Here is a 12,510-nt window from a genome sequence, read left to right as displayed (position 1 = left end):
TCCCCGTCAGTCCGCTGTCCAGATAGATAAAAAGCGGCGACCCTGTGGGATCGCCGCTTCCGTCAATTAGGGTTTTGTCTGCCCCAATACAATGACCGGATCGTGAATGCTCAGTTCACCGGTTCACCGCGCAGGCGTTTGCGGTGAATTTCCTCTGCGTTCGGCAATGCATCCTTCGGCACTGTGAAGATCTGGCCCGGCGCGATCCGGTCCGGATTGCGGATCTGGTTCTCGTTGGCGAGGTAGATCGTCGTGTAGCGAACGCCCTGGCCATAGACGCGCCGCGAAATCTGCCACAGCGTATCGCCACGGCGGATGATGACGCTGTTGTCGCTCTTGGCGAGAGGCGCCTGCTGGATCGTCTTCGGCGCAGCCGCGGTGTCGGCGCCAGTGGACGGGGCTGCGGCAGTTGCGGCAGGTGCCGCCGGGGTCGACGTCTCCGCTGCGGATGCATCGGCAGGCGGCGTCGGCTGATCGAGCAGGTCGCGGATCAGGGCGGCGAGCTTGGGCAGGATGGCACCAAGCCCATCGACGTCACCCGTGTTTACCGACTGCAACAGCGCAAGCGCTTCCTTCGCCTTTGCGCCATGGGCGGCGACGGAGGCCGTGAAATCGGCCGAAGCTGTCGAACCGGCGCGGAAGCCGATGATCGACTGCAGGCCGAATTCGGTGGCGGAGCGCGCCGCAGCCAATTGCTCGAGGGCTGGCTTCTGCCCATTGGCATAAAGGCCTTCGAGGATGGTCAGCGCCTTGGTGAGCGAGATGCGCAGGCGTTCGAACTCGGCCTGTTCGGGGGTGGTTTGGGCAGCAGCGGCGTCAGGGGCCGGTGCCACGACGGAAACCTGCTCGCCTTCCGGCCGCTCGAACGGCACGGATGCGCGCACCACGACCTTGCCGGACGCATCCAGCAGCTCGACTTCGATGATATGACTACCAACCGAGAGAGCCATCGTCCCATCGATCACGAAATGGCCGCTGGCATCGGTCTTGCTCTCGCCGATCGTTGCCTTGTCGGCAAAACCGCGCACGGTCGATCCGATCGGAGCCTTGCCGGCCACGAAGATCCGGTCGCCTTCGATTTCGACGGCCGTCACCTGAATTTCGGCACTGATTACCGCCGGAGACGTGGTTGCAGCGGGCGTCTCGCTCGCCGATGGCGCGGCCGGTGCCGCCGCTACGTCGCTACCGCCGGCGGGGATCGTCGGCGCGGAGCCGGCGAGCTGACTCGACGCGGCGGGCAGGTCAGGCAGACCGCTTGCCGAGGGGGCGGCAGTCTCGGCCGCCGGAGCTGCCGCAACATCGCTGGCTGGCGGCACTGAGGTCGATGCGGCGGGGGCAGCTGACGGGGCAGGGGCGGCAGCATCCGCCGCGCCCGGCAGGGTGATCAGGCGGCTTGCCTTGCCCGGCGTGGAGACCATGGCGAGAAGTTCACCCTTGCCACCCTCCGGAACGGAAATGGTGGCCACTTCCTCCGAGGTCACGGTCTTGCCATCGACGCCGGTGGCGCGGATCTGCAGCGAATGGTCGCCAGGCGGCAGAGGATTGTCGAGGACGGCGGCGAAATCGCCCGTGCCGTCAACCGTCTGGGACGAGATGACGTCATTGCCGTTGATGATCTCGACCTTCGCTCCCGGCGCGGCATTGCCGGCAATCACGGTGGAGCCATCGGGCTCGACACGCAGCACGTCGAAGCGCGGAAGATCCGATGCGGCGGCGTCGGCAGCCGGTGCAGCGGCAGTCTCGACTGGTTTGCCGAGCAATGCGTCCTTGATCGAGGCGACGAGGCCCGCGGCCTTGGCCGGATCGTCCGGCAACTGCTGGATCATCGAGAGCGCCTTGGCGGCATCGGCCTGCAGGGCCTTGATCGTTTCGGCAAGCTTGGCGTCGAGCCCTTCCGGCACGTCGATGGCGGCGAGCGCCGAAACAGCACCCTGTGCCAGCGTCTTGGCCGCGCTATAGGCTTCCACGCCCGGCGTGCGGCCATCGGCGAAGAGTGCGTTGATGCCATCCACGGCCTTGACGGCCTCAGCCTTCAGGCGGTCCATCTTCTGGGCGGCCGCATCGGCGATGTTGGCGGTTGCTGTCTCGGCGGTCGCTGCGGCCTGATCGGCGGCAGACTTGACTGCGTCGGTCGCCGCGCTGATGGCAGGTGCCGTCTCGCTCGACGGGTTCAGCCGTGGCATGATGACAAAGACCATCAGCAGGCTGACGATGGCAAGTACAAGCAGGACCACCCAGAGGGCACGGTTCTTCATATCTCAAGTCTCCCGGCGGAACAGCCGCCATATCCCTTCGAATTGCTAGCCTTAACCGCTTGTTTCGACAAGCGTCTGGACCTGATTCCGCCCCGCTTGCCTCGGGTTTTCAGCCAATTTTGTTGACCTTGCTGCCGCCAGACTGTTTTTTGGCCCGCATGAGCGAAGAAAACACCCCGATTCGATCCGTCTGCGTCTATTGCGGCTCCCAGCCCGGACGCGATCCTGCTTTCATGGATGCAGGCCGTGCCTTCGGCCGGTCGCTCGCCAAAAACGGGCTGCGGCTGGTCTATGGCGGCGGCACCAAGGGCATCATGGGGGCGGTCGCCTCGGGCGTTCTGTCTGCCGGCGGTCATGTCACCGGCATCATCCCGGAATTCCTCGTCGACATGGAAGCGACGCGCCATTCGCTGGGACAGCTCAACGAGCTGATCATCACCAGGGACATGCACGAGCGCAAGCATGCGATGTTCGAGCGCTCGGACGCTTTCGTGACCTTGCCCGGCGGCATCGGCACGCTCGAGGAGATCGTCGAGATCATGACCTGGGGCCAGCTCGGCCGTCATGAAAAGCCGATGGTCTTCGCCAATGTGAATGATTTCTGGAAGCCGATGCTGGAGCTGATCGACCACATGTCGACTTCGGGCTTCATCCATACAGCGCATCGCGTGCGGCCGATGGTGATCGACCGCATCGAGGATATCGTCCCGGCGATTGAGGGTCGATGGGCCGAAGCTGGAGCGCCCGAAGGCGATCCGGCAACCATTGCCAGGCTTTGAGGCCGCAGACGCGCGCCTCAGCGGCGCTTCAGCATCGGCAAGGTGTAGATGATCAGCGCCACCCAGATCAGCGGGAAGGCGATTGCCTTGGCCGGGCTAAAGGGTTCCTTGAACACGAAGACGGCGGTGATGAAGATCATCGACGGCGCGATATACTGCATGATGCCGATGGTCGAGAGGCGGAGAAGCTTCGCGCCGTTGGCATAGAGGATCAGCGGCACTGCGGTGACGAAACCGGCCGAAGCGAGCAGCACCGTGTCCATCGTGTTGCCCGTCATGAAATGCCCGCCGCCCTGAATGTTCAGGTAGACGAGATAGCCGAGGGCGAAGGGCGAAAGCAGCAGCACCTCCAGAAGGAAGCCCTGGTTCGGACCGATCGGCAGGGTCTTGCGGAAGAAGGCGTAGAAGCCCCAGGAGAAGGTCAGCGCGAGCGCCACGATCGGAAGGCGGCCGGCTTCGACCGTCAGGATGACCACCGCCAGAACGACCAGCGCAAGGGCCGCGATCTGGGCGCGCTGCAGCTTCTCCTTGAGGAGGATCGCACCGAGCAGGATCGAGAACAGCGGGTTGATGAAATAACCGATGGCCGTGTCAAGCGCATGGCCCGCGCCGATCGCCCAGACATAGATCCCCCAGTTGACGCTGATCAGCGTCGCCGTCACCGCCGCCATGCCGAGCATCCGGGGATTGCGGATCGCCCGCTTCAGGTCGTCGGTGCGTTTGAGGACGATCAGCAACAGGCCGGCGACGGGGATCGACCACAGGATTCGATGCGCGATGACCTCGGCCGGCGAGATATGCGCCAGAGCCTTCATGTAGATCGGCAGGAAGCCCCACAGCAGATAGGCGGAGAGGGCGAACAGGAAGCCGTTCAGGCTGTCCTTGTTCTCTGCAGGGAGGGAGGCGTCGGCCATGGTGTTTCCTGACTTTTGTTATGCTTGGAAACGGAATTACGCCTCAAGGGTTGCAGGCACCAATTCATTTCTGTGAAGAATCGTTCAGGCAGGCCGATCATTTGAGCCCTAGCAAATCGCTAAAGCTGACGCTGTCAGTCGGTGCCACGGGACTTTGACCGGTTTCGAGCGGCGATAGCTTGATGGCTAGAACACCCGGCCGTGCTCGGCAAGATAGTCGAGCATGGTGCGGATTCGGGCAGGCAGGTGTCCACCTTGGCCCACATAAACGGCGTGAAATGGTTCCTTGCGTCGAGTGAGAGCGCTGTCGAGAACTGTGACCAGCCGACCTGCCTTGAGATCCTCCGCCACCGTGAAATGCGCCAGTTGTGCAAGTCCCACGCCACCGATTGCGAAGTGACGCAAAGCCTCGCCGTCACTTGCGCTGAGCCGGCCGGCAACCGGGACCTCCACGATCACATCTCCTTCCGCCACTGGCCACTCCCTGACAGCGCGGACGTAGCCGAAGCCCAGCCGACAATGCTGCTCCAGATCAGCGGCAGTTTTCGGGACACCGTGTTTCTCGAGATAAGTGGGTGAGGCGACAATCACCAGCGGAGTCTCGCCAAGTTTGCGAGCTCGCAGGCTGGAACTCGGCATGGCGCCCGCGCGCACCGCGATATCCGCCTTCTCGGCCAAGAGATCAACGACGAGGTCCGTTTGAATAACCTCGACCGAGATGCCGGGGTATGTTTCGAGGAAACGGCCGAGGATCCGGGCAAGCACGTGGGTGCCGTAGGCGGCGCTGGTATTGATCCGGATCACACCCCGCGGATCGTCGTGTGACGAGGCGCGACGTTCGGCCTCATCCATGTCTGCAAGTATGCGTACTGAATGCTCGTAGAACGTCTGGCCTTCCGGGGTGAGAAGCAGTTTGCGCGTGGTACGGTTCACCAACCGCGTCCCGAGACGCCCTTCAAGACGCGCGACCAGCTTGCTGATGGCGGACGGCGTCATGCGCAACTGGCGCGCCGCGGCGGAAAAACCGCCACGCTCGACAACCTGTACGAACACCTCCATCTCGCCCGATCTGTTGATGTCTGCTCTGGCCATTGTGAATTCATTTCATGAATGTTGTGAGATTTCGCATACTATTTCATCGAGGGCTTGCCGTCTATCTCAAGTGCATCCAACCATCACAGGGATGTTCTCAATGCCTCTCGCACTCTATGCTCTCACCGTCGGTGCCTTCGGCATCGGCGTCACAGAATTTGTCATCATGGGCCTGCTGATCGAAGTGGGCGCTGATCTCGGCGTATCGATCGCCGCGGCCGGGCTCTTGATCTCTGGTTACGCACTCGGTGTCGTATTCGGCGCTCCGATCCTCACTGCCATTTCCAGCCGCTGGCGACGCAAGACTGTTTTGATCGCGCTCATGGTCATTTTCACCATCGGCAATGCGGCCTGTGCGCTGGCTCCCACTTACGAGACCTTGATGCTCGCCCGACTCGTTGCCGCACTCGCCCATGGCACCTTCTTCGGCGTTGGGTCGGTCGTTGCGACAAGCCTCGTCGCTCCTGAACGACGCGCATCAGCGATCGCCGTCATGTTCACCGGTCTCACCGTCGCCAACATCGCGGGCGTCCCCTTCGGAACCTGGCTCGGACAGGAATACGGCTGGCGCATGACCTTCTGGGCGGTTGCCGTCGTGGGGCTCATCGCCCTTGCCGTGCTTGCAATCTTCCTCCCACCAGACGAACAGAACCCCGAGCCGCAGGACTGGCGCTCCGATCTGGCGACCATGGGGCGCCCGCAGGTGCTCATCGGTCTCGCCGTCACGGTCCTCGGCTATGCTGGTGTCTTCACGGTCTTTACCTACATCGCCCCTATCCTGACGCAAGTGACGGGATTCTCCGACGCGGCCGTTTCGCCCATCCTTCTGGTCTTCGGCGGCGGGCTTATCCTTGGCAACCTCGTGGGCGGCAGGCTCGCTGATCACAATCTCGACCGTTCGATCCTGCTCACGCTTCTGGCGCTTGGCCTTTCGCTGGTCCTCATGTTCTTCCTGCTCGGCGACAAGTCTCTCACCGTAGCCTTGGTCGGACTGGTGGGCGCGGCAGGCTTTGCGACAGTTGCGCCCCTGCAGATGCGTGTCCTGGAAAAGGCGGAAGGCGCGGGGCAGGCTCTGGCGTCGAGCTTCAACATCGCGGCCTTCAACCTGGGCAATGCCGTCGGCGCCTGGATCGGCGGGGTCGCCATCGATCGGGGACCGGGCCTAGCGGCCCTGCCGCTGGTGGCGGCAGTCTTCCCGCTGGCTGCACTTGCGCTCAGCGTGGTCGCACAGCGCCGTGAACGCAAGGCCGTTGCCCACGCCGGTGCCTGCTGAGCCCCAGAGCATTTCCGGCGAAAATGGAGTCGCCTTCAATGCTCTAGGTCTTTGTTTTCACGTAATTCCGGACGCAAAACCGCTTCGCACTTTTGCGGGAATTGCCCAAAGTCTGCTCGACTGGCAGGCAGATCGCGTCGGGAGGTCTTACTCCGCCGCGATCTGGCCGGCCAGTTCGCGGTTCTTCATCAGCTTGTAGACGATCGAATCCATCAGCGCCTGGAAGGAGGCGTCGATGATGTTTTCGGACACACCGACCGTCCACCAGCGGGCGCCTGACGCATCGGTCGATTCGATCAGCACGCGGGTGATGGCTTCGGTGCCGCCGTTCAGGATACGAACCTTGTAGTCCGCAAGTTCGAGATCGACGATCTCGCTCTGGTATTTGCCGAGATCCTTTCGGAGCGCGATGTCGAGTGCATTGACCGGGCCGTCGCCTTCGGCAACCGACATCACCATTTCGCCATCGACGAGCACTTTGACCACGGCCTCGGAGACGGTCTTCAGCTGGCCATGGCTGTCGAAGCGGCGCTCGACCATCACGCGAAAGCTCTCGACCGCAAAGAAGTCCGGCACGGTCCCGAGTGTCTTCAGGGCAAGCAGTTCGAAGCTCGCGTCGGCCCCCTCATAGGCATAACCCGAAGCCTCGCGGTCCTTGACGACCGAGATCAGCGTGTCGAGCTTCGGATCATCCTTGGCAACCGTGATGCCGCGACGCTTCAACTCGTTGAGGAAGTTTGCCTTGCCGCCCTGATCCGACACCATGACCTTGCGGAAATTGCCGACACTTTCCGGCTCGACATGTTCGTAGGTCTTCGGATCCTTGAGCAATGCCGAGGCATGGATGCCGGCCTTGGTGGCAAAGGCCGAGCCGCCGACATAAGGCGACTGGTGGTTCGGTGATCGGTTGAGCAGCTCGTCGAAGGCACGCGACAGGCGGGTGAGGCCAACAAGCTTCTCGCGGTCGATCGCGGTCTCGAAGCGCGACGCATAGGTATCCTTCAGACAGAGCGTCGGGATGATCGTGACGAGATCGGCATTGCCGCACCGCTCGCCGATCCCGTTGAGCGTGCCCTGGATCTGCCGCACGCCGGCTTCGACGGCGGCGAGCGAATTGGCGACCGCCTGGCCGGTGTCGTTATGGGCATGAATGCCGAGCGAGGAGCCGGGGATGCCGGCTGCAATGACTGCCTGGACGATCTCGCGGATCTCCGGCGGTTGCGTGCCGCCATTGGTGTCGCAAAGCACCACCCAGCGCGCCCCGGCGTCGTAAGCCTCTTTCGCGCAGGCGATCGCATAGTCCGGATTGGCCTTGTAGCCGTCGAAGAAATGCTCGCAATCGACCATGGCCGTCTTGGCCGAGGCCACCACCGCCTTGACGCTGTCGCGGATGCTTTCGAGGTTTTCCTCGTTGGTGCAGCCGAGCGCGACCTTGACGTGATAGTCCCAGCTCTTGGCGACGAGGCAGATCGCATCGGCCTTCGCCTGCAAGAGCTGGGTCAGACCCGGATCGTTGGAGGCCGATACACCGGCGCGTTTGGTCATGCCGAAGGCGACGAAACCGGCCTGTTTCGTCCGCTTCTTCGCAAAGAAACTCGTATCCGTCGGGTTCGCACCGGGATAGCCGCCCTCGACATAGTCGAAGCCGAATTCGTCCAGCATGGCCGCGATTGCAATCTTGTCCTCGACCGAAAAATCCACGCCCGGCGTCTGCTGGCCGTCGCGCAGTGTCGTGTCGAACAGGGTGATCTTTTCGCGTGTCATGCTGTTGTCCTCAGGCAACTTGGTAATGCTAGCCCCTCATCCGGCTGCCGCCACCTTCTCCCCGCAGGCGGGGAGAAGGACGATGCGGCACCGCTTGCGCCCCCTCTCCCCGCTTGCGGGGAGAGGGTAGGGTGAGGGGCAATTCTCAAATTTAACTCTTCCCCGCAAACCGATCCGTCGCCCGGATCAGCTGGTCGAGGATGCCGGGTTCGAGATAGGCATGCCCCGCCCCCTCGATCAGGTGGAAATCCGCCTTGGGCCATGCCTTGTGCAACTGCCACGCATATTTCGCCGGGCAGGGCATGTCATAGCGGCCGTGGATGATCACGCCGGGAATGTCGGCGAGCTTGTAGGCATCGCGCAGCAATTGCCCGTCTTCCATCCAGCCGTCATGGACGAAGAAATGGTTCTCGATGCGGGCGAAGGCGAGGGCGAATTCGGCTTCGCCGAAATGCGCCGAATAGTCGGGATTGGGCAGCAGCGTGATCGTCTCACCTTCCCAGTTGCTCCAGGCAATCGCGCAACGCAACTGCTCCTCTCGATCGGTTCCGGTGAGCCGGCGGCGATAAGCCGCCATCATCTCGTGACGCTCATCTTCCGGAATGGGGGCGATGAAGCGCTCCCACTTGTCCGGGAACATTTCGGACACGCCGAACTGGTAGTACCAGTCGAGCTCGGGCCGGGTCAGCGTATATATGCCGCGAAGCACGAGTTCCGACACCCGCTCCGGATGCGTCTCGGCATAGGCAAGCGCCAGCGTCGAGCCCCAGGAGCCGCCGAAGACCAGCCATTGCTCGACGCCCATCATCTCACGCAGCCGCTCGATGTCGGCGACGAGATGCCAGGTGGTGTTGGCTTCGATCGAGGCATGCGGGATAGACTTGCCACAGCCACGCTGGTCGAACATCAGAACGTCATAGAGAGCAGGGTCGAACAGGCGGCGATTGCCGGGACCCGTCGCACCGCCCGGTCCGCCATGCAGGAAGACAGCGGGCTTGGCGCCCCGGGTACCGACACGTTCCCAATAGACGGTGTGGCCGTCGCCGACATCGAGCATGCCGGTCTCATAGGGCTCGATCTCGGGATAAAAGCCGCGCAATTCTGTCGTCATGTCAAATGTCCTTCTTCGGCGGCCAGGCCACCGTATCGTGATCGGGATGCTGGCGCGAGGTCGCCGCAATCCCGGCCGTGCCCGCCGGCAGGTCCGAGCGGTCGGTTTCGTTTTGCGGAAGTTGGAAGAGCTTGTCGAAATAGGAAACGCGGCTCTCGACCCCGTCCTGCGAGACGGGCTCAACGAGATCAGGCTTGTCGAGGCTGCCGATCGTCACGCTGATATAGGGCGAGCCCTTGGTGCGGAAGAAGAGTGGCGTGCCGCAGTCCTTGCAGAAGCCGCGCCCGCACGGGTCGGATGACTGGAACCAGCTGGGTTCGCCCCGCATCAGGAGGAAATCCTCCTGGCGCGAGCCGGCCAGCGCCATGAAGAAATTGCCGCTCGCCTTCTGGCACATGCGGCAGTGACAGATATGCGGATATCCGAGCTCGCCCGCTATTCTGTAGCGGATCGCGCCGCACTGGCAGCCGCCGGAATGCACCTGACGGGTCATTGATCATCCTCCGGTGGCCATTGAGCCGTGTCGTGGTCCGGGTGCTGGAAGCTTTCGATCGAGGCGAAGAAGGCCTCATACTCGGGGCTGGTATAGACAGGCTTCTCGAAGAGCTGATCGATCCAGGGCAGGCGCCGGTGATGGTTCACCTGGATCTGCGGCTCGAAACGCTCCGGATGATCGAAGGCGCCGATCGCGAGTTCGACGCCGCCGGGATGCTGATAGGTGAGCGGCGTGCCGCATTTCGCGCAGAAGCCACGCTTCACCTTGGCCGAGGAACGGAAAAGCATCGGCTGTCCGCGCGTCCAGGTCAGGTGTGCCTGGTCGGCGGTGACGAAGGCGCCGAAGAAGGAGCCGAACTGCTTCTGGCACATGCGGCAATGGCAGATCGACGGCCGGCCCAGCTTGGAAGCCTGGAACCGCACCGCACCACACTGGCAGCCGCCGGAATGAACGTCGCTCATGCCTACTCTCCTTATCGCATCGTCATGTAAAGGGTGACGCCGATGATGACGGCGGCAATCAACACGCCCTTGGCGATCAGCCCGTAGAGCAGCCATTTTGGCATCTTCGTATTGGGGTTCGGCTGGGTCATGGCGTGGGCTCCGGCCACTGCTGCGTGTCCCGGTCCGGATGCTGGTAGGACACGACGTCGGTCAGAAAGGGCGCGTCTTCGAGATCATCCAGCGTCGCGCGTTCCGGCAGGGCAGGGATGGCGTCGACGAAGGACAGCTTGCACTCGACGCCGAACTGGATAGTCGGCGGCATCTGCGAGGGATCGTCGAAGGCGCCGGCCGCCAGCGACAGCCCGTCGGGTGCCTCATAGGTCAGCGGTGTGCCGCAATCGCCGCAAAAGCCGCGTTGCACGAAGTTGGACGAGGCAAAGCGCTTCGGCGCGCCCCGCGTCCAGGTGACCTCGGCGTCGCCGACGGCAACGAGCGGCGCGTAATAGGCACCGAACGCCTTCTGGCACATGCGGCAGTGACAGACGGAGACATCCTTCGGCGCCCCCTGCATGCGGAAGCGCACGGCGCCACACTGGCAGCCGCCGGTATGCACTGATCTCTGCACCGCAGCCGAAACCATCTTACCGCTTGACCTCCCAGGTCGTCACCCGCTCGCCGGTCTCCTTGTCCTTGCCGTCCTTGAGCTGGATGCTTTTGGCGGCAAGCTCGTCACGGATACGGTCGGCCTCGGCGAAGTTCTTCGCCTTCAGCATTTCGAGGCGCAGATCGACCAAGGCTTGCACGGCGGCAGTGAGGTCGTCGCTGACTTCGGCCTTCTTGGGAGCAACACCCAGGAGAGCCGCGGACGCAACAAACAACGGCAGCTTCGATGGATCGGCGTTTGCCGCCTGGGCAAGCGCATGCACTGCCTGCACGGCGGCCACCGTGTTGAGGTCGTCGGAGAGCGCTACGAGCACAGAGGCATCCGGGGCCGCATCGCTGGCATCGCCCGCCGGCCATTTCGCCAGCAGACGCTCCGCCTCTTCCAGCCGCTTCACCGAAAAATCAATCGGTTCGCGGTAATGCGTCATCAGCATGGCAAGCCGCAGCACTTCGCCCGGCCAAATCCGTCCACCGAATGTCTCCGTCGCGAGCAACTCGTTGATCGTGACAAAGTTGCCTTCCGACTTCGACATCTTGCGGCCTTCGACCTGCAGGAAGCCGTTATGCATCCACACGGTTGCCATCAGGTCGTTGTCGAAGGCGCAGCAGGACTGGGCGATCTCGTTTTCGTGGTGCGGGAAGATCAGGTCGAGGCCACCGCCATGAATGTCGAACTGGTGCGGCTTGGCCTTGGCTTTCGGCGACAGCCGGTCCTTGATCTCTTCCCAGAGATAGCGGTCGGACATGGCAGAGCATTCGATATGCCAGCCGGGGCGCCCGTAGATCGCATGGGTCTTGCCCTCGAAGCTGTAGCTTGCCGGCCAGCCGGGTTCAGTGTCTTCAGACTGTTTCCACAGCACGAAATCGGCGGGGTTCATCTTGTGGTTTTCGACGGCCACGCGCGCGCCCGCCTGCTGGTCTTCAAGCTTGCGCTTCGACAGCATGCCGTAATCCGCCATGGAGGCGGTCGAAAACAGCACTTCATGCCCTTCCGAACCGGTCGCCACATAGGCATGGCCCATGTCGAGCAACCGCTGGATGATGGTGATCATCTGGGCAATGTTGTCGGTCGCGCGCGGCTCCACGGTGGGCTTCAGGCAGCCGAGAGCGGCAACGTCCTCGTGGAACTGGCTCTCCGTCTTGCCGGTTACGGCCCGGATCGCCTCGTTGAGGCTCATCGAGCCATCGGCGATCTGCGATCCGAAATCGCGCAGGGCGCGCGCGTTGATCTTGTCGTCGACGTCCGTGATGTTGCGCACATAGGTGACGTTGTCTGCGCCATAGGTGTGGCGCAGCAGCCGGAAGAGCACGTCGAAGACGATGACGGGCCGCGCATTGCCGATATGGGCAAAGTCGTAGACGGTCGGGCCGCAGGCATACAGGCGCACATTATCGGGGTCGATCGGTTCGAAATCGACCTTGTCGCGTGTGAGCGTGTTGTAAAGCTTGAGGCCGCCGGCCATGTGAAACTCCCAGAACGAATGATACCCGGCTGGACCGGGTCGTTTGTCATCTGGGTCTATGCAGGAGACGAAAACGGCCAGGCCAGCGAAGCGCTAGCGAATAATGGTCCCGCAAATGATGCAGAGGCGCGTTTTCATGGGCGCTGTTATGGCGCGGGTCCGGGTTTTGGTCAAGGGCGGTTGCGCGCTCAAGGCGAAGCGGCAAGAGGGGGCTGTCCACATTAACACCATATACGGGTAAGCCTTTGTCAATCATG

General features: G+C 62.7%; 11 protein-coding genes. 2 read left to right on the top strand and 9 right to left on the bottom strand.

Annotation, left to right across the window (positions count from 1 at the left end; genetic code table 11):
- Window positions 1-110: 110 nt before the first annotated feature.
- Window positions 111-2,255, bottom strand: coding sequence for a LysM peptidoglycan-binding domain-containing protein (locus tag DMY87_RS20840; protein WP_110793539.1), 2,145 nt, complete (start codon window positions 2,253-2,255; stop codon window positions 111-113).
- A gap of 158 nt (window positions 2,256-2,413) precedes the next feature.
- Between DMY87_RS20840 and DMY87_RS20835 the strand changes: the two genes are divergently transcribed.
- The gene (locus DMY87_RS20835; protein WP_110793538.1) at window positions 2,414-3,034 is read left to right on the top strand and encodes an LOG family protein; all 621 of its coding nucleotides are present in this window, start codon (window positions 2,414-2,416) and stop codon (window positions 3,032-3,034) included.
- A gap of 17 nt (window positions 3,035-3,051) precedes the next feature.
- On the opposite strand, the gene rarD is transcribed toward DMY87_RS20835, so the two are convergent.
- The gene (rarD, locus tag DMY87_RS20830) at window positions 3,052-3,948 is read right to left on the bottom strand and encodes an EamA family transporter RarD (protein WP_110793537.1); all 897 of its coding nucleotides are present in this window, start codon (window positions 3,946-3,948) and stop codon (window positions 3,052-3,054) included.
- Window positions 3,949-4,134: 186 nt separating this feature from the next.
- Window positions 4,135-5,040 carry a LysR family transcriptional regulator gene (locus tag DMY87_RS20825; protein ID WP_110793536.1) on the bottom strand — a complete coding sequence of 302 codons (906 nt, stop codon included), beginning with the start codon at window positions 5,038-5,040 and terminating at the stop codon, window positions 4,135-4,137.
- Window positions 5,041-5,140: 100 nt separating this feature from the next.
- Between DMY87_RS20825 and DMY87_RS20820 the strand changes: the two genes are divergently transcribed.
- Window positions 5,141-6,313: an MFS transporter gene (locus tag DMY87_RS20820; RefSeq protein WP_110793535.1), complete on the top strand. Its 1,173-nt coding sequence runs from the start codon at window positions 5,141-5,143 to the stop codon at window positions 6,311-6,313.
- Window positions 6,314-6,460: 147 nt separating this feature from the next.
- Here DMY87_RS20820 and cimA read toward each other — a convergent pair whose 3' ends face one another.
- The 6 genes from cimA to cysS form a co-directional block, all read right to left on the bottom strand.
- The gene (gene cimA, locus DMY87_RS20810; protein ID WP_110793533.1) at window positions 6,461-8,077 is read right to left on the bottom strand and encodes a citramalate synthase; all 1,617 of its coding nucleotides are present in this window, start codon (window positions 8,075-8,077) and stop codon (window positions 6,461-6,463) included.
- A gap of 151 nt (window positions 8,078-8,228) precedes the next feature.
- On the bottom strand, window positions 8,229-9,188 hold the full coding sequence (pip, locus tag DMY87_RS20805; protein WP_110793532.1) for a prolyl aminopeptidase: 960 nt from the start codon (window positions 9,186-9,188) through the stop codon (window positions 8,229-8,231).
- A gap of 1 nt (window position 9,189) precedes the next feature.
- Complete coding sequence (locus DMY87_RS20800; protein ID WP_110793531.1) at window positions 9,190-9,681, bottom strand: GFA family protein; 492 nt, start codon at window positions 9,679-9,681, stop codon at window positions 9,190-9,192.
- Window positions 9,678-10,145, bottom strand: coding sequence for a GFA family protein (locus tag DMY87_RS20795; protein WP_110793530.1), 468 nt, complete (start codon window positions 10,143-10,145; stop codon window positions 9,678-9,680). The genes DMY87_RS20800 and DMY87_RS20795 overlap by 4 nt, the downstream gene beginning before the upstream one ends.
- Before the next feature lie 127 nt (window positions 10,146-10,272).
- Window positions 10,273-10,767, bottom strand: a complete 495-nt coding sequence (locus tag DMY87_RS20790) for a GFA family protein (RefSeq protein WP_110793529.1) — start codon at window positions 10,765-10,767, stop codon at window positions 10,273-10,275.
- Between the two features lies 1 nt (window position 10,768).
- Window positions 10,769-12,253: a cysteine--tRNA ligase gene (gene cysS / locus DMY87_RS20785; protein WP_110793528.1), complete on the bottom strand. Its 1,485-nt coding sequence runs from the start codon at window positions 12,251-12,253 to the stop codon at window positions 10,769-10,771.
- Window positions 12,254-12,510 lie beyond the last annotated feature (257 nt).

Source organism: Peteryoungia wuzhouensis, from assembly GCF_003205195.1.
Classification (GTDB): domain Bacteria; phylum Pseudomonadota; class Alphaproteobacteria; order Rhizobiales; family Rhizobiaceae; genus Allorhizobium; species Allorhizobium wuzhouense.
This window is presented reverse-complemented; position numbering and strand designations above follow the sequence as displayed.